Genomic DNA, 22,264 nt, shown 5'->3' on the forward strand with positions numbered 1-22,264 from the left:
CCACGTTACACCCCCCCCCCCCCGGCGGCCCCCCGCCCCCCCCCCCCGGGGGGGGGGGCCCCCACTGTTGGTGCCCCCCCCCCGCCCCACTCTTGCGTCATTTTGGGATGACCATAATTGTCTGCGGCGCTGGATCCCGTGCCCAGGGAGCTAGCTCCGTGGAGTACTAATGTGTGAATCACCATCGACCAACTTCCAGGCGGCGTCCTGATTCAGCCTCACTCGTGGCAGACTCCAGCTCCTCCAGCACTCGGACTTGACCTGTGTTCGCTAAGGACAACGTCGCGGGCCCTATGGAACCGACACGCTTTGGACCAAAGCGTGCTGTGGCCCCCTCGCAGGAGTTCGAATCTCCATAGCTCCACACGAATGGCCCTCTGATCCGCGGTAAACCGTGGGTCGGGGGGCTTTTTGTTTGCCTACTTTGGGTCCAAGGAGACGGAAGTGGAGCGCTTTGGAGCCGGAGACGCGCATTGATTTGAATCCATGCGCAACGCCGAGCGCGTAGCGCAGTCCATTCGAATGCTGCTGACACTTCGCCTATTTTTTACGACAGGCCGTTTTATGTGTAGCGAGGTTATGCCGAGATGTTTGCCTGAGGATCAAGGGTGTCTAGAACCGATTCCGCTTAGCAGTGACCTGTAGCCTTCGATGTAGCTCGGGAACGTGAACTGGAAGTCGCTGGCTTTCAGACGACTGTTTGAACAGTATTTGTCGCCGCCGCGGGTGATGGGCACTGGCCCTGTCGGTGGTTCGTCGCAGGCCATTTCGTGAGCAAGGAACCGCAAGACTTCGCCCAGATCTACAGGATGTTCGTCTACGCCGAGATAGAGGTCATTAGGGTTCGGAACCGTGAGAAGGTGAACTGCCGCGGCTGCGGCGTCGTCGCGATGAATCCGGTTTGTCAGTCGAGGGCTGTTCGGGATGACGGCTGTTCGGTTCTTGACGAGATCGATGAGTCGCGTCCGGCCCGGACCGTATATTCCAGCCAAGCGTAAGACGATACTTTTCGTGGAATTTTCCGCGTATCGAGCGTGAAGCAGTTCCTCTGCTTCTAGGGTAATTTTGCCGCTGAAAGAGTTGGGTGTTGCGGGCGAGGTTTCATCGACATGGCCGGTCGTGTTTCCGTAGACAGTTGTAGATGAGATCAGAAGCACTCTTTCCGGCATAATCTGGTCCCGTTCGAGAGTATTCAGCACATTTGTCAGCCCCGCGATATGCGCTAAGTGATAGGCCTCTTCGGAGTGACTATCAGGGGCGACGGTCACGACAACGGTGCTGACGCTCTGAGGGATAGTTGGGAGCTTGTCAGCCAGATCCGCCGATACACGCTCAAATTCTTGGGGGAGTACATCGGCTTTGCGGCGCCAGGCAACGACGTCCTGCCCCGAGGCGACGAGTCGAAGCCCTATTTCGGTGCCGAGATCTCCGCATCCCACAATCAAAATAGCCATACGGTCATCCTGTCAGAAAGTGCACTGCAAGCGTCCCCTTGACAGCACGGAGGTAACGCGCGTAATCTAAATCACATCATCTAGTTGCGCGCGTTACTAGATGAGTATTACTGGAACACACCTAGCGCTGAAAGCTGGCACTACGTCCAGCATCAACGAAGATCATCGGAGCTTTCAATGGCGAATACCACCAACCTGAGCAAGGCCGCGGCCGTGCGTCAGCGGGCGGTCACCATGAAAGATGTCGCCAACCATGCTGGCGTCTCCAGGACAGCCGTCTCCTTCGTTCTAAATAATCGTCAAGACGCCAGTATCTCCGAGGACACCCGGGCCCGGATCAAAGATGCCGTGCAGGCTTTGGGGTACCGCCCCAACGCCGGCGCCCGTGCACTGGCCTCCCAACGCAGCGACTGGTACGGAATTGTCACTGAGATTGTGACGGCCCCCTTCGCCGTTGACACCATCAAAGGCGCCCAAGACCAAGCCTGGTTGGATCGCCGCTTCCTCCTGATTGCACCTTCTGACCAAGCCGATGCCGTAGGGCCAAACAAAGGCATGGAAGATGCAGCAATCGAAAAACTGCTGGAACAGCGCGTCGAAGGTCTGCTCTACGCTGCAACTTTCCACCGTGGTGTCCATGTTCCCCAAAGCGCACATGAAGTTCCCACCGTGCTGATCAACTGCTTTGATGTTGATGGCAAACTCCCCTCGATCGTTCCGGATGAACACGGAGGCGGCCGAGTGGCTATTGAACGCTTACTCAAGGCGGGTCACCAGCGCATTGGGGTAATCAACTTAGATCCCACCATTCCCGCCTCCGTTGGCCGCTTGGCAGGCGCCCGCGAAGCCCTTGCTGAAGCTGGCCTGGAACTGGACCCGGAACTTGTCGTGACCGGACATGCCACTGCCGACGGCGGCTATGACGCTGCGTGCCAGATTCTTGATCGCTACCCGGAAAAGGACCGCCCAACGGCGCTGTTCTGCCTCAATGACCGTATGGCCATGGGCGCTTACGACGCGATCAAGGAACGGGGATTACGAATCCCGGAGGACATTGCCGTGATCGGTTTCGACAACCAAGAGCTCATTGCGGCCTATCTCAGGCCCAAGCTCACAACGGTTGCGTTGCCCTTCCAAAAAATGGGCGCCCTCGGCGTCCAAACGCTCGCCATCCTTACAGCAGGACAGCCGATTATTGCCGACCAGCAACTAGTCGACTGTCCGCTGCTAGAACGCTCTTCGGTCTGACCGCGAAATCAATTTCGAAGAGCTAAACCCCCACCCACCCCTTCACCTTGCTGATGAAGAATAGGAAAGAGATAACTCCATCATGGCACAACTCAGATTTTTGACGTCTGCCCGCATCGCCGCGGCTGGACTGGCAGTCGGCGCAATGTTGCTGACAGGCTGCGTGGCCACCGTCGACAAACCCGCCGGCGCGGACGCCGCAGCGAACGCGAGTGCATTCCTCACCATTCCTCGCGAAGACATGAGCACCTTTGACAAGAACTTCAACCCCTTTGCCCCGGCCGTGAACCCCATGGTCAACCAGGCAATCTACGAACCCATGATGGTATTCAACCCGGCCAAGGGAGACACCACTCCGTGGCTCGCCACCGAATGGAAGCCCGCCGCTGATGGCAAATCCATTACCTTCACCCTGCGTGACGGTGTGAAGTGGTCTGATGGCAAGCCGCTCGTTGCTGACGACGTTGCTTACACCTTCGAGCTTCAGAAGAAGCTCAAGGGTGGTTTCGAATACCTCGTCGCCGCCAAGGCAGAAGGCGCCAACAAGGTTGTGTTCACCTTCAACAAGGCGTGGTCTCCAGCCCTCTACGAAGTAGGCCAGCTGCCCATCCTGCCCAAGCATATTTGGTCAGCAATCGCCGACCCGGGCAAGGACCCCAACGCCAAGCCCGTTGGCACTGGCCCGTACACCGAGGTCGACTCTTTCCAGGCTCAGTCATACGTGCTGAAGAAGAACCCCAACTACTGGCAGCCGGAGAAGCAGAAGATTGCCGGCATCAAGATGCTCGCCATGTCAGGCAACGATGCAGCCAACTTGGCAAGCGTAAGCGGAGACGTGGACTGGTCCAACCAGTACATCCCGAACATTGAAAAGACCTTTATCTCCAAGGATAAGGATCACCGCCACTACTGGTTCCCTCCCACAGGTTCCATGATCAACTGGCAGCTGAACACCACCAAGGCCCCGTTCAACGACCCCGAGGTCCGCAAGGCCTTGAGCATGGCCGTTGACCGCGACCAGGTGACCAAGATTGGTATGAGCGGTTACGCCCAGCCGGCTGACTGCACCGGCCTTTCCGGCAACTATGACAAGTGGAAGAACCCGGCAGTTAAGGACAACTGCACGTGGACCAAGCTGAACGTAGATGAGGCCAACAAGGCCCTCGACGCTGCCGGCTACCCCAAAGGGTCTGACGGCAAGCGCACCTTGAAGGACGGGAAGCCGTTCGAGTTCAAGATCTCCGTTGGTTCTTCCTCCTCGGATTGGCTCTCAGTAGCCAACGTGATCGCCCAGAACCTCCAGACAGTTGGCGTCACAGCCAAGGTTGACTCCCCTGACTGGGCCTCGGTTGTTGCCAGCTACGAGCAGGGCACCTTCGACACCGGTATTGTCTGGAGTGCCAACGATCCCAGCCCGTTCAAGTACTTCAACAACGCCATGGGCAGCGCCACCGTCAAGGCTGTTGGCACCCAAACCTTCGACAACTACCACCGTTTCGGCGACGAGAAGGCAGATGTGCTTTTGAACGAATTCGTTGCCGCCGGTGACGAAGCCAAGCAAAAGGACATTGCCAACAAGCTCCAGGAAGAATACAACGCCGCCGCCCCGCTGGTGCCGTTGTTCTCCGGTCCTGAATGGGGCAACTACACGGACATCCACTTCAGCGGATGGCCCACAGAAGAGAACCCCTACGCGACTCTGAGCGACCGTTCTCCCACCACGGTGCTAGTTCTCACCACCTTGGAACCCAGCAAGTAGCATTACCGCCGCCCGGTGGCGCGCCACTCACTGCACGTGAGCCGCGCCGCCACCGGGCGCGCACCATTACCGTCTCAAACACCAAACTTCTTGAGCCACAGCGTAATGGTCTCCCATCTATTCCGGCCGTGAACTCCCGCGGTTCCGGCCACCCGCACTTACCGAACGGAGGGAATCCGTGCGCTTTATCCTGCGCCGTCTGGGTTTCTACCTGATCGCCTTCTGGGCCTCAATCACCCTAAACTTTTTGCTTCCCCGCTTTATGCCGGGCGACCCCGTCTCACGCATGTTCGCCCGCACGCAGGGCAAGATGCAGCCGGAACAGCTCGACGCACTCCGCAAGTTACTCGGTGTGGACGACCGTCCCATTTGGGAACAATATATCGACTACCTGCACAACATCGTCACCGGCAACATGGGCATTTCCATTTCCCGCTTTCCCACCCCGGTCACAGAAGTCATCGCCGGACAGATTGGCTGGACGCTCCTCCTTGGCGGAACCTCACTGGTGATTGCCGCCGTTCTCGGTAACCTTCTCGGTATTTTGGCCGCATGGCGACGCGGCGGGACTATTGACTCCGCATTGCCGCCCATCTTGATCTTCATCGGATCCTTTCCCTACTTCTGGCTCGCCATGGGCGCCCTGTACCTTTTCGGTGTGATTCTGGGCTGGGCCCCGCTGCGGCACGCATTCAGCGACGGCCTGGAACCGAGCTTCTCGTTGGAATTCCTTTCCGACGTCGGAGCCCACCTTGTGCTCCCAGCATTGACGATAGTTTTGGTCTCCGTCGGTGGGTGGATGCTCGGTATGCGCAACACCATGATTGCCACCAACTCCGAGGACTACATCACCATGGCCGAGGCCAAGGGCCTTCGCCCGGGACGCATCATGTTCCGTTACGCAGCTCGCAACGCCATGCTCCCTTCCGTCACAAGCTTCGGCATGAGCCTTGGCTTCGTAGTCGGTGGCGCCATGCTCACCGAGGTGGTCTTCGCTTACCCCGGTGTTGGCTACCAACTCCTCACCGCAGTACAAGGCCTGGACTACCCGCTGATGCAAGGACTCTTCCTGACCATCACCGCCGCTGTACTGATAGCCAACTTCCTGGTGGACATCCTCTATGTCCGACTCGACCCGCGCGTACGCAGCAACTAGGGATCATCATGACCACACTTATTGAGCCCACTCCGGAGCTCCGCAAAACAAAACCAAAACAGGGCCTGGTTCACGGCTTGTTTACCAACACCAAAGCCATGGTCGGCGCCACCATCCTGCTGATCTTCATTGCTCTGGCATTGTTGGCACCGCTCCTGTTTCCAGGCGACCCTTCCCGAATCACGGACATGGCAAGTCTTGAACCCTCGCCCGAACACTGGCTTGGGACCACCGCCAAAGGCCAGGACGTTTTGGCCCTGACCGTGCACGGTTCCCGCAGCTCGCTGCTGGTGGGTCTGACGGTAGGCTTCGCCTCAACCTTCGTGGGTATTCTCGTGGGACTGGCATCGGCATACTTCGGCAAGTTCATTGACGAGTCTCTCTCGCTGATCACCAACGTATTCCTGCTCCTGCCCGGACTGCCCCTGCTGGTGATCCTTGCAGCATTCTTGCCGCCGGGACTGGGCACAGTCATTGTTGTCCTGATCATCACCGGTTGGGCCGGATCTGCTCGTGTGCTCCGCTCCCAAGCACTTTCCATCCGTTCCAAAGATTTCGTTGCAGCAGCAGTGGTCTCCGGTGAACGCGCCGGGCGGATTATGTTCCGTGAAATCTTGCCCAACATGGCCTCGATTGTCATGGGCACCCTGCTGGGCTGTGTCATCTACGGCATCGGCGCACAGGCTGGTCTGGAGTTCCTGGGCCTGGGTGACACCAGCACCGTCTCATGGGGGAACAACCTCTTCTGGGCCGGCAATGAAGGCGCACTCTTGACCGGCAGCTGGTGGGTATTTGTTCCCTCAGGTTTGTGCATCGCACTTGTGGCCTTCGCCTTGTCTCTGATCAATTACGCGGTCGACGAGGTAACCAACCCGCGCCTTCGCAAGATCAAGGCACCCAAGCCCACTGCCGTCGTCGTACCCGCAACCGCGGCAACCACACCCGAAAGGAGCGTCACAAAATGACAGTCTCCCAGACATCACTCGGCTCGCATGAGCCAGTTCTTGAGGTCAAAGATCTCACCGTGAAGTACATCGGCGACACCCGCTCCACCACCGCCGTGGACCGCGTCTCCTTCAGCATCGGCGCCGGCGAAATTTTTGGCCTGGCCGGCGAATCCGGTTGTGGTAAGTCGACCATTGCCAACTCGATCATGCGGCTACTCAAGGACCCGGCGAAGATTGCCGGCGGCAGCATCCGCTTCGGCGGCAAAGACGTCCTTGCCATGAACACCGAAGAGCTCCGGCGCTTCCGCTGGCAAGACGTGGCCATGGTTTTCCAGTCAGCCATGAACTCGCTCAACCCGGTGCTGACCATTGGTGAGCAGATCACTGACATCTACTCGACCCACGCCGGCTACTCCCGCAAAGAATCCCTGCAACGTGCGGGCCAACTGCTCGAACTCGTGAGGATCAACCCCTCACGTCTGAAATCCTATCCGCACCAACTTTCGGGCGGCATGCGCCAGCGTGCAGTCATCGCCATGGCCGTTGCGCTCAAACCGTCGCTGCTGATTTTGGATGAACCTACCACGGCACTTGACGTGGTGGTGCAGCAGGAAATCATGGCCCAGATCAAAGAACTGCAGCGTGAACTGGGTTTCTCGGTCCTGTTCATCACGCACGATATGTCCTTGATGGTGGAGCTTTCCCACCGCATGGGTGTGATGTACGGGGGCAGGATTGTGGAAACGGCCAAGGCATCTGAAATCCACGCCAACCCGCAGCATCCCTACACTCGAGCGCTCATGGGCGCTTTCCCTCCCTTGACCGGTCCGCGAGTTCCACTGACCGGCCTGGCCGAGGGTGTGAAGTTCCGCAATATCCCCGATCTTGCCGAAGTATTCCCCGGTCATTTTGTGGCCCCCTCCGGCGACTCGCCAGCGATCACCCCAGCCGCCCTCGAAGGAGCTGCACAATGAGCCACTCAACAGTGCCTACCTCAACTGGGCTCACAGATGGCACCCCGGCACTTGAAATCCGTGGCTTGGGTAAGCAGTTCCCCCTTGGTGGACTGTTCTCCAAGGAATCGGTCCGTGCTCTGCACGGCGTTGACTTGTCCTTGGACCGTGGCGAGATTGTGGCCCTCGTAGGCGAGTCAGGTTCCGGCAAAAGCACCCTGGCGCGCTGTGTTGCCCGCTTGGAGCGACCCACCACCGGAGAGATCCTGCTGGACGGTGTTGACGTTCTCAAACGCGATCGATTCCAGGCGTCCAGGGCATTCCGCGCTCAGGTTCAAATGGTGTTCCAGGACCCCTTTGGCTCATTGAACCCAGCTCATCGAATTGAGCACTTCTTGCGCCGCTCCTTGACGATCCACGGCAAAACCGGTGGCTCTGAGAAGGAAACCCAGCGACGCCTCGAAGAACTCATCACCACGGTTGGCCTGCAGCCAGACATGCTCAACTCTTACCCACACGAGCTCTCCGGCGGGCAGCGTCAACGCGTTGCTATTGCCCGAGCGCTCGCGGTGGAACCGGAAGTTATTCTGGCTGACGAACCCACCTCCATGTTGGATGTTTCGGTGCGGATCGGTGTGCTGAACCTGATGCGTAAACTGCGCGATGACAAGGGCATCTCGATGCTTTACATTACCCACGACCTCGCCTCCGCCCGTTATTTGGCCGACCGAATTGCAGTGATGTTCGCCGGGGAAATTGTTGAACAGGGCGAGTCGCTGGACCTTTTGGCCAACCCTGCCCACCCGTACACCCAGCTTTTGGTCTCGGCGGTGCCGGATCCGGCCCGTGCCGGCTCCTATGATCCTGTGCGCCGTGCAGAACTGCGCCAAGCAGTGATGGCCTCTACCTCGTGTGCTTTCGAAGGCGACCCGAACCAGGCTTGCTCTTCCGAAGAGCCCGTCCGCCACCAGGTGGGTGACCCGGGGAACCGTCACTGGGTGCGCTGTCACCTGTACCGTCCGTGGGCTGGCGCCGGCGGACACGCATTGGCAGGCGAACCTGCACTGCCCGCCGACGACACTGAAATGAAGGCTTCAGCATGACCGCAATTGCCCACCCGCTCGCTACCGTTCCGCAGGGTGAACTAATTGCACGGGCGGAGGCTGACCCGCTTCGACCGCGCTTTCACTTTGTTTCTCCCGCGGGCTGGCTCAACGATCCCAATGGCGTCAGCCAGTGGAATGGTACCTACCACCTCTTTTACCAGTACAACCCTGAAGGTGCTTTCCACCACCAGATCCAGTGGGGACACGCCACCAGCACAGACCTAGTGACGTGGAAGGACGTCCCGGTAGCTTTGGAACCGTCCGCGGGTCCGGACGCCGAGGGCTGCTGGTCAGGTGTTCTAGTGAACGACGGCGGGACACCCACCTTGGTGTACTCGGGACGCCTCGGCGAACGCGAACTGCCCTGTGTCGCTGTAGGTACCTCGGACCTATTGAACTGGACCAAAATTCCCGAAAACCCGGTTATTGCCGGGCCTCCCGCCGGCGTCGAGGTCACTGCATACCGTGATCATTGCGTGTGGCGTGAGGGTACCAAATGGCGCCAGCTGGTTGGGTCCGGTATTCGCGAACGGGGCGGAACGGCGTTCCTTTACGAGTCTGATGACTTGCGTTCTTGGGACTACATTGGACCCTTGTTCATTGGCGATGCCTCGCAAGGTGACCCTGCTGACACAGACTGGACCGGGACCATGTGGGAGTGTGTGGACTTGTTCCGCGCCGGAGGTGGATCCTTGGGTACTGCTGCAGAGGACGGCTCACCGGACGTGTTGGTTTTCTCAGCATGGGACGACGGCGACACTCGCCACTCGCTCTATTGGACAGGCCGCTACGCCGGGGACAGTTTTGAGCCAGCAGCGCTGCACCGTTTGGACTACGGCGGACGCTTCTTCTACGCGCCCCAATCGTTCCAGGACGAGTCCGGGCGCCGGGTGATGTTTGGCTGGATGCAAGAAGGCCGCAGCGATGAGGCAATGGTGGAAGCCGGCTGGTCCGGAGTGATGAGCTTGCCCCGGACAGCGACTGTAGCGAAGGACGGTTCGCTGTTCTTCGCCCCGGTTCCGGAAATTGAGCAATTGCGCCGGGATCACCGCAGTGTCGTCGCTCAGGGTTTAACTGACGCTTCGTTTCCTCTGGACAGCAAGTTCTCCGGTAACCAACTCGATCTGGAACTGGATCTTCAACTCCAGGCCGGTGCCGTGCTCAAGCTCGGAATTCTCGCCTCTGCCGAGCTGAATGACTCCGGGCGCCCTCGAGAAGAAACCATTATCGAGCTCGGATGCAGCACGGATGGATTGGCTGCAGGAACCTTGCGTCTGGACCGTACCCGCAGCAGCCTCGATTCCGAGGTTGATGTGGAGGACAAATTCGGACCGGTTTCCATGCCGGAGGGACGAGTTCACCTGCGCGTCATTGTGGACAGGTCTGCGGTGGAAATTTTCGCCAACGGCGTTGCCCTGACCGGCCGCATCTATCCCACCTTGGGCGGCGAATCCATCACGCTCACCGCCGAAGGTACAGCCGAATTGGTGCGCTTTGACGCATGGGACATGGCTGATTCACAGCAAGAATCCCGGACGCTCTTTCCTTAGACCGGGGCGTTACCTCTGATGAGGGCGCGGTTTCGCTGAAGCCGCGCCCTCATCAGATCATCGGACTGTCCACCGCCTTCGCCGCCCCAGCCAACGCGGCATCTACCCAAAAGCCCCGGGCGCTCTCCGCAGGAATCGGGTCAAGGCGTCCTGGCTACAACTTCAGCATTCCTGACAATTGGAAAAACGACCCCCAGCGCCCTGCAACCACCACCGACCATGTCACTTTCATTGATGCCGGCGTCGCGATTCCCGAAGTTCAGCAATGCCACGGTGACTGCTGGTCAGGATCGCTAGTAGCGGATGAGAGCACCACGGCAGGATTAGGTGCCGGGGCGATCGTAGCTTTGGTGACCTAGGCGCTCGCCGGGAAACAAGCACAATACCTTCGGGACTCCACCGATTGCGGAAACACCTTCCAATCCGGCGGCCTGGCACCAGCGGTTCCCATTCTGGGAGCTAATGACTTCGACAATCCCAAGGTCATCTGGGCTGCTGATCGTGCGCGGTGGTTTATGGTCACCCTACAAGGACAAAATCTAGTTTTTTATGCGTCCGCAACCACGTGACGTACTAGCACCGAGTGGGCGACATAGCGGTAGTGGGCACCCCTGACCTTGACGTTCGGGCAACGGCCTATGACCTCTCTTGCGAGCTGGTGTGGGGCCCGGCCGCATCTCCGGGCAAACATCGGCCTTGCGCTCTGCCGTGCACCGGGGCAGCGATTCACGAACTTAAGGTGACGCAATAGACCGACGCTCGAGAACCGTACTCTAACTCCGCGCAAACTCTTGTTTCCGTGTCGGCACGGGTATATCGTTAACTATCGTTCAGTATCGTTCACGATGTATTTAGGAGAACATGATGCATAATTCATTCCCTGCAGGGGGATTTATGGGCAACAACATCGACGGCGTGTGGCAGGCCGTCGAGGAGTTGCGTTCGAAGTTTGAAAAGCGCTCGGGCACCCGTGCCGGCCGTGGTGAGGTGCGCTCGGCTGTTCTGGCACTTTTGGCCGAGCGGCCGATGCACGGCTACCAGATTATCCACGAAATCGAGGAGCGCAGCGGCGGCAGCTGGAAGCCCAGTGCCGGCTCCGTTTATCCAACTCTCCAATTGCTGGCCGATGAAGGCTTGATCAGTGCCGAGGAGTCCAACGGCCGCAAGATCTACTCACTGACCGAAGCGGGCCGCGAGGCCGTGGCTGGTGACGACGGATCCGCACTTTGGGAATCTGCTGTTCCGACGTCGGGTGGAGGGTTTGCGGCCTTGCCCAAGGCCGGTATGGAACTGGCGCAGGCCGCAGCGCAGGTGGGCCGTACCGGATCTGCCAAGCAGGTGCAGGAAGCTGTTGAGGTCCTGAATGATGCTCGTCGGCGCCTGTACTCGATCCTCGCCCAGGACTGACAGGGTTGAAGTCGGTTCGCCGCGAGCAAGGAGGCCAGCAGGCTGGCGCCGCTGGCACCCGTGCTCGCTACCGTCGCATCCTGCGCTTCGCCGCATGGAATCTGACGGTGACGTGGTGGTTTGAGCTGTTCCTCCCGCGGCTTGGGCTGTCGAGAGTTGCCGAACGCACCAGAGCGAAGCGGATGCGGCGCTTCGCGCAACGCTTCCATGTTCTGGCCGTGGAGCTTGGCGGGCTGATGATCAAGGTGGGGCAGTACATGTCGTCAAGACTCGATGTGCTCCCGCCGGAAATCACCGCCGAGTTGGAAGGACTTCAGGATGAGGTGCCGCCTGTTCCGTTCCTTGAATTACGAGCTCTTGCCGAGGCTGAGCTGGGTGCGCCCCTGGAACTGGTATTTGCCTCGGTCGAGGAGAATCCCATCGCCGCTGCCTCCCTTGGGCAGGCACATCGAGCGAAACTCCTTCCAGGCAATGCCGCAGATACCGGACTTCAAACTGTGGTGTTGAAGGTGCAACGGCCAGGCATAGGTGCAATTGTCGACGTCGATCTAGCGGCGCTGCGCAAAGTGGGTGGCTGGCTGAGCCGCATCCGCATCGTGTCCAAACGGGCTAACGTCCCCGCATTGGTCGAGGAGTTTGCGAAGACAAGCCTTGAGGAGATCGACTACCTGAACGAGGCCGCGAATTTGGAACGGTTTGCTGCTGATTTCGCCACCGACAAGAGGGTGACTGTGCCCGGCGTCGTGTGGGAGCGAACCACGCGCCGGGTGCTGACGCTCGAAGATGTCACGGCGATCAAGATTACGGACTCGCAGGCGCTTATCGCTGCGGGGATCGACCCGGCCGAGGTTGCCCCGGTTTTCGCTGCGGTCATGTTCGATCAGTTGTTCACAAACGGCTTTTTCCACGCCGATCCGCACCCCGGCAATATCTTTGTCACCCCCGAAGCCGATCCCTCCGCGGATCACCCCTGGAAGCTGACGTTCATCGACTTTGGCATGATGGGCGAGGTTCCACCTGCGACGCGAAACGGCTTGCGGAAGCTGCTGATCGCGGCTGCATCGCGGGATGGGAAGGGGTTGGTGGCCGCCATCGGCGACATCGGCGTGCTGGTGCCGTCGGCCGATACTGCCGAGCTCGAGCGCGCGATGACGCACCTCTTCGCCAGATTTGGCGGGATGGGCTTCGCTGAGCTTCGAGACGTGGACCCTCGGGAGTTCCGTGATTTTGCGGCGGAGTTTGGTGATGTGGTTCGCTCGCTTCCGTTCCAGTTGCCGGAGAACTTCCTGCTCATCATCCGCGCCATGTCACTGACCTCGGGTGTATGCAGCTCGCTGGACGCCCGGTTCAATCTGTGGGATTCGGTTGAACCCTACGCGGCGCAACTGCTGCGCGATGAGCGCGGCAACATCATCAAGGATGTAGCTACCCAGGCGCTCGACGCCGCAGCAGTTACCTTGCGCCTGCCAAAACGCATGGACGGCCTGATCACCGACATCGAGAATGGTTCCTTGGCGGTCGCCAGCCCGCGCCTGGAACGGCAGCTGGCACGGCTCATCCGCACTGCGCATCTCGCAGTGGCCGCACTGATCTTCGGTTCATTGCTCATCGCAGGCTCCGTGGTCCGGGCGAATGACACCGTCCTTGGCGACGTCCTGATGATCGCCTCGACGCTTCCCCTCCTATATGGCCTATGGGCTGGACGCCGCCGCAGCTGATTCAGCAGGCGGCGCCGAACCAGGTTGGTAGATGACGGAGCAGGCTGTTCTGGTCCTTGCCGATCCAGGCGACGTGACCGTCTGGTCTCAGCAGGATCGCAGGAGCGGACAGTTCTCCACTGGCGAGCTGAATATGGTGGATTCGATCCGTCCAACCAGTCAAGGAGAGTTCACCGGTGGTGTCCAGTAGGAGTCCACGGCCATCGCGGCTGAGCTCGAAAAGGCGACCCTGACGCAGGGGGATGTCCCGCATACGCCTGCCCAGCAGCTCGGGGCCCTCACCGAAGTCGTAGCGAATCCCGATCCCGGTGATCTTCTCGGCGAGGAAACGGCTGACGTCATCGGCGTCCATGAGCTCGGTCAACAAACGGCGCACAGCCTGCGGGCCGGGCTCCGGCGAGATCAGTTCCGATTGGGCCCGGGTCAGAGTCAGCACACCTTCGGCCACGGGGTGACGCTCTGTGAAATAGCTGTCCAACAGCCCACTCGGCGCCCACCCCTGGATCTCGGCGGCGAGCTTCCAACCGAGGTTGAAGGCGTCTTGAATCCCCAGGTTCAGCCCCTGGCCGCCCAGCGGCGGGTGAACGTGCGCGGCATCGCCGGCGAGGAAAACACGGTCAACTCGGTAGCGTTCAGCCAGGCGTGTGGCATCACTGAACCGCGTCAACGAACGCGGCGAGTGCACACCAAAATCGGTCCCCGCGTAGGCTCGCAGCTGCGCACGGAACTCTTTCAGCGTTGGCGGAACCGTGCGATCCTCGGTAACAGTGGCTGCGGGAACTACGGCGCGGAAAAGGCCGTTTCCGGCCGGGCCAATGCCGAAGCCCTTGTGGGTCTTGCGAACCTCTTCCGCCACGGCGGCCAATTCCCCCGCCGGAGTGGTGACCTCAACCTCACCTAGTAGCCACTCGGTCTTTGCCGCCTCACCGGGGAAGCCGATGTTCAGGAGCCGGCGCACCAGGCTTCGTCCGCCGTCGCACGCCACGAGCCAGCGTGAGCGTAACTGCGTTCCGTCAGCGAGGTGGACACTGATGCCGTGCTCATCCTGCTCCAAACCCGTGACTTCCGTGCCGCGGCGGATTTGGGTACCGAGTTCGACGGCGCGTTCGGCCAGCAGCCGATCGGTCACGGGTTGGGGAATGCCCAGGATGTAATCGTGGGCGGTGTCCAACGTTATTGGCCGGGTTGGCTCGATCCCCGCAAACCGGCCGGCGCCGCCGGGATACTGCTGGCCGCGTGCCAGGAACCTTTCGAGCAGGCCGCGTTGATCCATGATCTCAATGCTGCGCGGGTGCAGGCCCAGTGAACGAACAGCCAGACTTGGCTCGGCGTCCTTCTCCAGAACGAGTACGTCAACGTTGTGCAGGCGCAGCTCGCTGGCGAGCATCATCCCGGTTGGCCCGCCACCACTAATAATTACGTCGAACAAGTCAAAACCCGCTTCCTGAAATTACCTGAACTTAAGCGTAAAGGGGCGTCCCACCAATTGGTGGAACGCCCCTCAGGTCAACGAAACTTAGATCGTTGCAGTATCAATCACGAAGCGGTAGCGGACATCCGACTTCAGGATGCGCTCGTAGGCGTCGTTGATCTGCGCGGCCTCGATCAGCTCCGTTTCCGGAGCGATGTTGTGCTCGGCACAGAAGTCCAGCATTTCCTGGGTCTCCGCGATGCTGCCAATTCCTGAGGCGGCGAAGGAGCGGCGGTTGCCCATGAGCGCAAAGACGGAGATCGGCAGCGGCTCGGCCGGGGCGCCTACATTGACCATGGTGCCGTCCAAGCGCAGCAAGGAGACGTAGGAGCCAAGGTCAACAGGTGCGCTGACGGTGTTGATGATCAGATCGAAGGTGTTCTTGAGCGTTTCGAACGTGCCGGCATCGCTTGTGGCGAAGTAGTGGTCGGCACCGAAACGCAAGCCATCTTCCTGCTTGCTCAATGACTGTGACAGCACGGTGACCTCGGCGCCCATGGCGTGGGCGATCTTGACGGCCATGTGGCCCAAGCCGCCCATGCCAACTACGGCAACCTTCTTGCCCGGGCCCGCATTCCAGTGAGCCAGGGGCGAGTAGGTGGTGATGCCAGCGCAGAGCAGCGGTGCCGCGGATTCGTACGGGATGCTCTCGGGGACGCGGAGCACGAAGTCCTCGTTGACAACAATGTTGGTGGCGTACCCACCCTGGGTGATGGTGCCGTCCAAGTCAGTGGAGGCATATGTACCAATGTTGCCGTTGAGGCAGTAGTTCTCCATGCCGGCCAGGCAGTTGACGCACTCGCGGCAGGAGTTGACCATGCAGCCAACGCCAACGCGGTCACCTAGGGTGTGGCGGGTGACGTCGGCACCCACTGCGGCGACGGTGCCCACGATTTCGTGGCCCACTACCTGCGGGTAAGCGATGGGTCCCCATTCGCCGCGAACGGTGTGAATGTCGGAGTGGCAGACACCTGCGTAGGCAATGTCGATCAAGATGTCGTGTGGTCCCACTTCACGGCGTTCGATGGTCGTAGCAACGAGCGGCTCGGTGGGGGAGGTGGCAGCGTAAGCGCGTGCGGTAGTCATGAAATCTCCAAGCGTGGGGTTAATCGGCGCCCAATGGCGCGTTCCGTCCTCGACGCTACAGGGTCAACGACGTCAAGAAAAGAGAAAATCGGCTAATCCGGGAGTGCTGGTTGATGGGGGCACTGCCAGTGACTGCCTCAATGGAGGTGCTGGGAAGTAAACTCGAATAAATGGACAACAAAACTGAGTTGCGCGAGTTCCTGACGTCCCGCCGCGCGAAGATTCGGCCGGAAGACTATGGTCTGCCGGCGGGCAGCAGCCGCCGGGTGCCAGGCCTGCGCCGAGAAGAGCTCGCGGCCCTGGCCGGCGTCAGCGTCAGTTGGTACACCCGGCTGGAACGAGGCAACGCTGTCGGCGCCTCGGATGCCGTCCTGGATGCCATTGCCCGCACTCTTCGGCTCGGTGAGATTGAGCGCCGCCATCTCTTTGATCTCACCCGTGGTGCCCACAGTGGCGGACCAAGACCAGTACGACGGCGCTCGCCGGCACCCGCCATCCGCACCACCCTCCAACTGGTCATGGACCAGATGACCGACTTGCCCGCCATCGTACAAAACGGCAGGGGTGACATTGTTGCCGTGAACGCGCTAGGCAAGGCACTGTATGCCGGGCTCATCGCGGGCTCCAACGGCACGCTGAATCATGCGCGCTACATCCATCTCGATCCAGGATCGCAGCGCTTCTACGTGGAGTGGGACCAGATCGCCAGCTACAGCGTTGCCATGCTCCACGTTGCCGCCGGCCGCAATCCACACGACAAGGACCTAACGAACCTGATCGGCGAACTGGCCACGGCGTCCGAAGATTTCCGGGTCAGATGGGCCACCCATGATCTTCACGAGCATCAGTCCGGAGTGAAGAAGGTTCACCATGACGTTGTGGGGGACATGGAGCTGATCTACGAGACGCTGTCCCTCCCCGGTGAGTCGGCGCTGAGCATGTTTATTTACACAGCCGAACCCGGAAGTCCCTCTGCCGATGCGCTGCGACTGCTGGCGGCGTGGCATGCGCCCTGCCCGCCCGAGCGGACCGATGGGGTGCTTGGCCGCCGCCGATAATTCGGCGATGGCCGCACACCCGCGCGAGGGTAGCAACTCTTGCCCGCGCCATCGCGCATTTTGATCCCCGTTTGGCTTTGACACCGGTCACATGTGTATTCTTATTTGGCTGCCACTTTTTGGCGGCTGTCATCGGGATTGTAACTTTCGGCAAGAACCTGAGACGCTACGGCCTCGCGCATCCATATGCAGGGGCCATCCGTCCGTCTTTGCCTGAGGGTCCCTCCATGACTACGCATTGCGCGTGGGCCGCCAACGTTGCCGCCCATTCCCGCATCATCTGCGTCTCTTCACGGAATTACAGGATCCCCAACGGCTCAGATTCTGGCTTGACGACGTCGTCATGCCTCGAGCGTAGGGAATTTTAGTGTTCAAGCAACTATCTAAGATCGGCAAGGCTTTCATGCTGCCGGTCGCCATTCTTCCCGCAGCAGGATTGCTGCTCGGTATTGGTGGAGCTCTCTCCAACCCCACCACGGTGGCCTCGTACCCCATCCTTGACAACCATGTTTTACAGGGCATCTTCGGCGTCATGTCGGCCGCCGGCTCAACTGTCTTTGAGAACCTGGCGATCCTTCTCGCCGTCGGCCTGTGTATTGGCCTGGCCAAGCGCGATAAGGGAACGGCCGCCCTGGCTGGCGTCGTCGGATACCTGGTCATGGTGGCAACCATCAAGTCATTGCTGGGGATCTTCACCCCGGATGCTGCTGCCATCGACACCGGTGTTGTGGGCGCCCTGGTAGTTGGTGGTGTGGCCGTCATGCTGCACAATCGCTTCCACAACATCCAGCTGCCAGCCATCCTTGGCTTCTTCGGTGGCTCACGCTTTGTCCCGATTGTCACGGCTTTCGCGGCCATCATTGTTGGCGCCGTGTTCTTCATCGTGTGGCCGCCCGTCCAGAACGCCTTGGTCGATGCCGGCACCGGCATCGCCAGCATGGGCGCCTTTGGTACCTTCCTCTACGGATCGCTGTTGCGCCTTAGCGGTGCCGCCGGTCTGCACCACATGATCTACCCCATGTTCTGGTACACCCCGCTGGGTGGCACCGAAATGGTCAACGGCGTCCAGGTGATCGGTGCGCAGAAGATCTTCTTCGCCCAGCTCGCCGACCCGAACCACGTTGGACTCTTTACCGAAGGCACCCGCTTCTTCGCCGGCCGCTTTGACACCATGATGTTCGGTCTCCCGGGCGCCTGCCTTGCCATGTGGCATGTGATCCCCAAGGGTCGCCGCGCCAAGTACACGGGCCTGTTCGCATCCGTTGCCCTGACATCCTTCATTACCGGCATCACCGAGCCCATCGAGTTCATGTTCCTGTTCGTGGCACCGATTCTCTACGTCATCCACGCTATCTTCGACGGTCTGTCCTTCCTTATTGCGGACCTGTTGAACATCAGCATCGGCAACACTTTCTCCGGTGGCCTGATCGACTTCCTGCTCTTCGGTGTCTTCCAAGGCAACGACCGCACCAACTGGCTCCTTGTCATCCCGGTCGGCATCGTCTGGTTCTTCCTGTACTACTTCACGTTCAAGTTCTTCATCAAGAAGTTCAAGTTCGGCACCCCGGGTCACCTCGAGGACACACTGGGGAACGACGCCGATGCCTCCTCCGCGGGCGACGCCGAGTTGGTCCCGGCCCTGGTTGGCGGTGCCGAAGAGGGCACACCCATCCAGCGCGAGGCCGCGCAGGTCCTGGCCGCACTGGGCGGGGCCGAAAACCTCGAGGAGGTTGACGCCTGCATCACCCGGCTGCGTGTTTCCGTCAAGGATCCCGGCCAGGTGGATAAGGACAGGCTTCGCCAGCTCGGCGCCGCCGGCGTTTTCGAGGTCAGCGGTGGCGTTCAGGCCGTCTTCGGTGGCAAGGCAGTTCTGTACAAAAGTGCGATTAATGAAAGTCTTGGCATTGACGACTAATTTCGCGCCAACCGCTTAACCACTCTAGGAGTCACATAAATGTTGAAAATGTTCAAGAAAAAGGGCGAGCAAATCTTCGCTCCCACAGCCGGTTCACTCATGGCGCTTGCCGATGTGCCGGACCCCGTGTTCGCCAGCGGCGCTGTTGGCGAGGGATTCGCCGTCGACCCTTCCGAGGGTAACTTTGTCAGCCCCGTTGACGGGGAACTGATCCTGGTCGCCAAGACCTTGCACGCCTTCGCGGTGCGCACGGCCGCTGGTGCGGAAATCCTGGTCCACGTTGGCATGGACACGGTCAAGCTGAAGGGCGAAGGCTTCACGGCCCACCGCGCCAAGGGGGAGAGCGTCAAGCAGGGCGATCTGATCATCAGCTGTGATCTGGCCGCGATGACACCGTTGGTTCCCTCCATGGTGACACCGGTTTTGGTGACCAACGGCAAGGACTTCGTGATTGCTGAGACCGAAATCGGCGCCAGCGCCGGAACCCCGGTCATCACCGTTCGGAAGAAATAACATGGTGCCCGTCATGGGCGCTGCCTGCGCCTTAGTCGCTGCTAGGATCGCATCCTTATGGACCTGACACGCGGAACATCTGCAACCATCAAAAGGGTTTACAACAACAACGTTCTCCTTGCCGAGCTTCACGACGGCAGCGAGATGGTTCTTGTTGGCAAGGGCATTGGGTTCGGGCACAAGCCCGGCGAGCCCATAGAACTTGACTCGGCGGATCAGCGCTTTGTCCCCGATGGCAGCTACGCCGCCAGCCACGTTGCTGGCGTACTAAGTGATGCCCCACTGGAGCAGATCGAACTAGCGCAGGAAATCACGGCGATGGCTCAGCTGGAACTGCGATTGGAACCACGGCAATCGCTGCTGGTCCCCATCCTTGACCATCTGGGTTTCGCGGTGCAGAGGGCCCGTGACGGCATCAAGGTTGACTTCCCACTGCGGTGGGAAGTTGCCCAGCTTTACCCGGCCGAGGGAAATTTGGGGCGGCGCGTTGTTGCCCTCATCATGCAGCGGCTGGGCGTGCAATTGCAGGAGGAAGAGTGGGTGGCGTTCGCGCTGCACTTCGTGAACCAGCAATGGTCCAAGTCAGATTTTTCCAAGACAGTTTCCATGACGGAAACCATTGCCCAAGTCTTCTCGCTGCTCTCGGTTCGGTGGGGTAGGAACATTGACGAGAATGCCCTGAGTGCTTCTCGTTTTGTGACCCATCTGCGCTATCTCTTTGCGCGGCCGACGGAGGCCACCAGCTCGGCAACGATCCGGGTTGATGTTCTGGCCTCCGTTCGGCAGGCCTACCCGGAGGCTGCCGATGCGGCCCTGGAGGTTGCCAAGCTCATTGGGGGCGCGCTGCGCCGGGACCTCGGAGATGACGAGGTCTCCTACTTGGCACTGCATACAAGTCGGCTCTATGTCGAGATGCTCAATACTTAGGATTTGAAATGATTGACACTGCTATTGTCACCACCGGAACAGGTGTTGTGGCAGGCCTTGGCTATGCGCCCGCGCTTTGGGTGAAGCCGGCGCCCGTACTCCCGCCGAGCTATGACGCTCCTCTTAGCGAGGAAGCCCGGGAGTCTGAGATTGAGCGCTGGAAAGCAGCCGTGGTTACGGTTGCCGAACGGCTCACTGCCCGTGCCTCAAACGCTTCCGGCGCTGCCGCCGAAGTTCTCGGCGCAACGGCGGCCCTGGCTGCGGACCGTGGCCTGCAGCGTGCAACGGCGAAGCTCATCTCTGCCGGTTCCACCGCTGAATCCGCCACGGTGGCGGCGATTGCGCAGTTCATCGAGAAGTTTGAAAAGCTCGGCGGGCTGATGGCGGAGCGCGTCACCGACCTTGGCGACATCCGCAACCGCGTGGTTTCCGAACTGCTCGGCCTGCCGGAACCCGGGGTGCCCACGCCCGAACGGCCCATCGTCCTGTTGGCTGAGGATCTAGCGCCGGCTGACACCGCAACGCTTGATCCGGCACTGATTCACGGGGTCGCCACCCGATTGGGTGGCCCCACCAGCCACACGGCCATCATTGCCCGCCAGCTGGGAATCCCCTGCATTGTTGCGGCTGCGGACTTGGCCAGCATTCAGGAAGGCGCCTTGGTTCTTCTTGATGGTGGCGCGGGAACTCTGTTTGTGGGCACCGATCCCGTGGAGGCCGAGGCTCGCGTCCTGGCCGACGCCGCACGCCGTGAGGCCGTGCAGTCGTGGACCGGACCGGGCCGCACCCAGGACGGCACCGCCGTCGAACTTCTGGCCAACGTCCAGGACGGGGCCGGAGCACGTGCGGCCGCCAAATTCCCGGCCCAGGGTGTGGGGTTGTTCCGCACGGAGCTGTGTTTTCTGTCTGCGCAGACCGAGCCTTCCGTGGCTGATCAGGCTGGTATCTATGGTGAAGTCCTGGCGGCTTTCCCTGATCAGAAGGTTGTGTTCCGCACCCTCGACGCCGGATCCGACAAGCCGGTGCCGTTTGTTCTCCACCCTGAAGAGGAGAACCCGGCACTGGGTGTCCGTGGCATCCGCTTGGGCCAGGCCGATCCGGGGTTGTTGGAGCGCCAGCTCGATGCCATTGCCCTGGCCGCAAAGCAGCAGGGTGTCACGAACGCCAAGGTCATGGCTCCCATGGTTGCCACGATCGATGAAGCACAGGACTTTGCCGCTGCCTGCCGGGCACGCCAGCTTTCGCCCGGCATCATGGTGGAGGTGCCCTCGGTTGCTTTGCTGGCCGAGGCGTTTCTGGAAGAGGTGGACTTTATGTCCGTCGGCACGAACGATCTGACCCAGTATGCGATGGCTGCGGACCGGATGGCTCCCTCCCTTGCCGCGCTGACCGATCCTTGGCAACCGGCCGTATTGCACTTGATCCGCTCCGCGGCAGCTGCTGGCGTCAGCAGCCAGAAGCCCGTGGGTGTTTGTGGTGAGGCCGCGGCGGATCCCTTCCTCGCCTGCATCCTGGTGGGTCTTGGCCTAAGCAGCCTGTCCATGGCACCCAACGCGTTGGCCGCCGTCGGACTTCAGCTGGGGTCCGTCTCGCTGGATCAATGCCAGCGGGCGGCTGCCGCGGTTCTTCGTTGCACCACCGCACGCGAGGCCCGTTCAACGGCCCACGAACTTCTGTCCTAGTTTTTCTTTCCCAGTAATACGTTTCAAGGAGTAGCTAAAATGAGCAAGCAAACTGTTGTTGTTGGATCCGCCGTGGGCCTGCACGCCCGCCCCGCCGCCATGATCGCCCAGGCCGCCGGCGCCTACGAGGAAGAGATCCTGTTGACCCTCGACGGCGAAGAAGTGGACGCCACCTCGTCATTGATGATCATGACCCTGGGCGCAGATTTTGGTGCAAGCGTCACGGTCGAGTCAGAGAACGCTGAAGCAGTTGCCGAGATCGCCGCGCTGATTGCACGGGATCTGGACGCCTAACCTAGTTTTCTGCACCGGGC

Annotated in this window: 18 protein-coding genes; 15 read left to right on the forward strand and 3 right to left on the reverse strand. The window is 60.4% G+C overall.

Annotated features, from left to right (window positions below; translation table 11 throughout):
• Nucleotides 1-602: 602 nt before the first annotated feature.
• Complete coding sequence (locus tag ACP7B9_RS01635) at nt 603-1,454, reverse strand: NAD-dependent epimerase/dehydratase family protein (protein ID WP_425860137.1); 852 nt, start codon at nt 1,452-1,454, stop codon at nt 603-605.
• Nucleotides 1,455-1,631: 177 nt separating this feature from the next.
• Between ACP7B9_RS01635 and ACP7B9_RS01640 the strand changes: the two genes are divergently transcribed.
• The 9 genes from ACP7B9_RS01640 to ACP7B9_RS01680 all read left to right on the forward strand — a co-directional run bounded on the left by ACP7B9_RS01640 (nt 1,632) and on the right by ACP7B9_RS01680 (nt 13,298).
• On the forward strand, nt 1,632-2,702 hold the full coding sequence (locus ACP7B9_RS01640) for a LacI family DNA-binding transcriptional regulator (protein WP_425860139.1): 1,071 nt from the start codon (nt 1,632-1,634) through the stop codon (nt 2,700-2,702).
• 82 nt (nt 2,703-2,784) lie between these two features.
• Complete coding sequence (locus ACP7B9_RS01645) at nt 2,785-4,461, forward strand: ABC transporter substrate-binding protein (protein ID WP_425860141.1); 1,677 nt, start codon at nt 2,785-2,787, stop codon at nt 4,459-4,461.
• Nucleotides 4,462-4,639: 178 nt separating this feature from the next.
• A complete protein-coding gene (locus ACP7B9_RS01650; RefSeq protein ID WP_425860143.1) occupies nt 4,640-5,617 on the forward strand; it encodes an ABC transporter permease in 978 nt (325 codons plus the stop codon).
• Nucleotides 5,618-5,625: 8 nt separating this feature from the next.
• Nucleotides 5,626-6,582: an ABC transporter permease gene (locus ACP7B9_RS01655; protein WP_425860144.1), complete on the forward strand. Its 957-nt coding sequence runs from the start codon at nt 5,626-5,628 to the stop codon at nt 6,580-6,582.
• Entirely contained in the window at nt 6,579-7,538 is a 960-nt protein-coding gene (locus tag ACP7B9_RS01660) for an ABC transporter ATP-binding protein (protein ID WP_425860145.1), read from the forward strand. The genes ACP7B9_RS01655 and ACP7B9_RS01660 overlap by 4 nt, the downstream gene beginning before the upstream one ends.
• A complete protein-coding gene (locus ACP7B9_RS01665; RefSeq protein ID WP_425860147.1) occupies nt 7,535-8,620 on the forward strand; it encodes an ATP-binding cassette domain-containing protein in 1,086 nt (361 codons plus the stop codon). The genes ACP7B9_RS01660 and ACP7B9_RS01665 overlap by 4 nt, the downstream gene beginning before the upstream one ends.
• Nucleotides 8,617-10,173 (forward strand): glycoside hydrolase family 32 protein, encoded by a 1,557-nt coding sequence (locus tag ACP7B9_RS01670; RefSeq protein WP_425860149.1) that lies wholly within the window; start codon nt 8,617-8,619, stop codon nt 10,171-10,173. Before ACP7B9_RS01665 ends, ACP7B9_RS01670 begins: the two co-directional genes overlap by 4 nt.
• An 864-nt stretch (nt 10,174-11,037) precedes the next feature.
• The gene (locus tag ACP7B9_RS01675) at nt 11,038-11,580 is read left to right on the forward strand and encodes a PadR family transcriptional regulator (RefSeq protein WP_425860151.1); all 543 of its coding nucleotides are present in this window, start codon (nt 11,038-11,040) and stop codon (nt 11,578-11,580) included.
• Between the two features lie 5 nt (nt 11,581-11,585).
• The gene (locus tag ACP7B9_RS01680) at nt 11,586-13,298 is read left to right on the forward strand and encodes an ABC1 kinase family protein (protein ID WP_425860153.1); all 1,713 of its coding nucleotides are present in this window, start codon (nt 11,586-11,588) and stop codon (nt 13,296-13,298) included.
• A 1-nt stretch (nt 13,299) separates the two neighbouring features.
• On the opposite strand, the gene rox is transcribed toward ACP7B9_RS01680, so the two are convergent.
• Both rox and ACP7B9_RS01690 read right to left on the reverse strand, forming a co-directional pair.
• Nucleotides 13,300-14,727, reverse strand: coding sequence for a rifampin monooxygenase (gene rox / locus ACP7B9_RS01685; protein ID WP_425860155.1), 1,428 nt, complete (start codon nt 14,725-14,727; stop codon nt 13,300-13,302).
• Nucleotides 14,728-14,814: 87 nt separating this feature from the next.
• Nucleotides 14,815-15,855 carry an NAD(P)-dependent alcohol dehydrogenase gene (locus tag ACP7B9_RS01690; RefSeq protein WP_425860156.1) on the reverse strand — a complete coding sequence of 347 codons (1,041 nt, stop codon included), beginning with the start codon at nt 15,853-15,855 and terminating at the stop codon, nt 14,815-14,817.
• Nucleotides 15,856-16,025: 170 nt separating this feature from the next.
• On the opposite strand from ACP7B9_RS01690, the gene ACP7B9_RS01695 reads away from it, so the two are divergent.
• From ACP7B9_RS01695 to ACP7B9_RS01720, 6 genes are all read left to right on the forward strand, one after another.
• On the forward strand, nt 16,026-16,913 hold the full coding sequence (locus tag ACP7B9_RS01695; protein ID WP_425860158.1) for a helix-turn-helix transcriptional regulator: 888 nt from the start codon (nt 16,026-16,028) through the stop codon (nt 16,911-16,913).
• Nucleotides 16,914-17,280: 367 nt separating this feature from the next.
• A complete protein-coding gene (locus ACP7B9_RS01700) occupies nt 17,281-18,828 on the forward strand; it encodes a PTS transporter subunit EIIC (protein WP_425860160.1) in 1,548 nt (515 codons plus the stop codon).
• A 39-nt stretch (nt 18,829-18,867) separates the two neighbouring features.
• A complete protein-coding gene (locus ACP7B9_RS01705) occupies nt 18,868-19,341 on the forward strand; it encodes a PTS sugar transporter subunit IIA (protein ID WP_425860161.1) in 474 nt (157 codons plus the stop codon).
• A gap of 57 nt (nt 19,342-19,398) precedes the next feature.
• Nucleotides 19,399-20,268 carry a PRD domain-containing protein gene (locus ACP7B9_RS01710; protein WP_425860162.1) on the forward strand — a complete coding sequence of 290 codons (870 nt, stop codon included), beginning with the start codon at nt 19,399-19,401 and terminating at the stop codon, nt 20,266-20,268.
• 8 nt (nt 20,269-20,276) lie between these two features.
• Nucleotides 20,277-21,950, forward strand: a complete 1,674-nt coding sequence (gene ptsP / locus ACP7B9_RS01715) for a phosphoenolpyruvate--protein phosphotransferase (RefSeq protein WP_425860164.1) — start codon at nt 20,277-20,279, stop codon at nt 21,948-21,950.
• Nucleotides 21,951-21,989: 39 nt separating this feature from the next.
• On the forward strand, nt 21,990-22,244 hold the full coding sequence (locus ACP7B9_RS01720; protein ID WP_425860166.1) for an HPr family phosphocarrier protein: 255 nt from the start codon (nt 21,990-21,992) through the stop codon (nt 22,242-22,244).
• The last annotated feature ends 20 nt before the right edge of the window (nt 22,245-22,264 follow it).

This window comes from Arthrobacter sp. TWP1-1, from assembly GCF_049897845.1.
GTDB lineage: Bacteria > Actinomycetota > Actinomycetes > Actinomycetales > Micrococcaceae > Specibacter.

Excerpts from the sequence above, each read along its gene's own strand:
- ACP7B9_RS01695 (WP_425860158.1), top strand. The coding sequence starts at position 16,026 with ATGGACAACAAAACTGAGTTGCGCGAGTTCCTGACGTCCCGCCGCGCG.
- ACP7B9_RS01660 (WP_425860145.1), top strand. The coding sequence starts at position 6,579 with ATGACAGTCTCCCAGACATCACTCGGCTCGCATGAGCCAGTTCTTGAG.
- ACP7B9_RS01640 (WP_425860139.1), top strand. The coding sequence starts at position 1,632 with ATGGCGAATACCACCAACCTGAGCAAGGCCGCGGCCGTGCGTCAGCGG.
- ACP7B9_RS01645 (WP_425860141.1), top strand. The coding sequence starts at position 2,785 with ATGGCACAACTCAGATTTTTGACGTCTGCCCGCATCGCCGCGGCTGGA.
- ACP7B9_RS01665 (WP_425860147.1), top strand. The coding sequence starts at position 7,535 with ATGAGCCACTCAACAGTGCCTACCTCAACTGGGCTCACAGATGGCACC.
- ACP7B9_RS01710 (WP_425860162.1), top strand. The coding sequence starts at position 19,399 with ATGGACCTGACACGCGGAACATCTGCAACCATCAAAAGGGTTTACAAC.
- ptsP (WP_425860164.1), top strand. The coding sequence starts at position 20,277 with ATGATTGACACTGCTATTGTCACCACCGGAACAGGTGTTGTGGCAGGC.
- ACP7B9_RS01705 (WP_425860161.1), top strand. The coding sequence starts at position 18,868 with ATGTTGAAAATGTTCAAGAAAAAGGGCGAGCAAATCTTCGCTCCCACA.
- ACP7B9_RS01635 (WP_425860137.1), bottom strand. The coding sequence starts at position 1,454 with ATGGCTATTTTGATTGTGGGATGCGGAGATCTCGGCACCGAAATAGGG.
- ACP7B9_RS01720 (WP_425860166.1), top strand. The coding sequence starts at position 21,990 with ATGAGCAAGCAAACTGTTGTTGTTGGATCCGCCGTGGGCCTGCACGCC.
- ACP7B9_RS01690 (WP_425860156.1), bottom strand. The coding sequence starts at position 15,855 with ATGACTACCGCACGCGCTTACGCTGCCACCTCCCCCACCGAGCCGCTC.
- ACP7B9_RS01670 (WP_425860149.1), top strand. The coding sequence starts at position 8,617 with ATGACCGCAATTGCCCACCCGCTCGCTACCGTTCCGCAGGGTGAACTA.
- ACP7B9_RS01675 (WP_425860151.1), top strand. The coding sequence starts at position 11,038 with ATGCATAATTCATTCCCTGCAGGGGGATTTATGGGCAACAACATCGAC.
- ACP7B9_RS01655 (WP_425860144.1), top strand. The coding sequence starts at position 5,626 with ATGACCACACTTATTGAGCCCACTCCGGAGCTCCGCAAAACAAAACCA.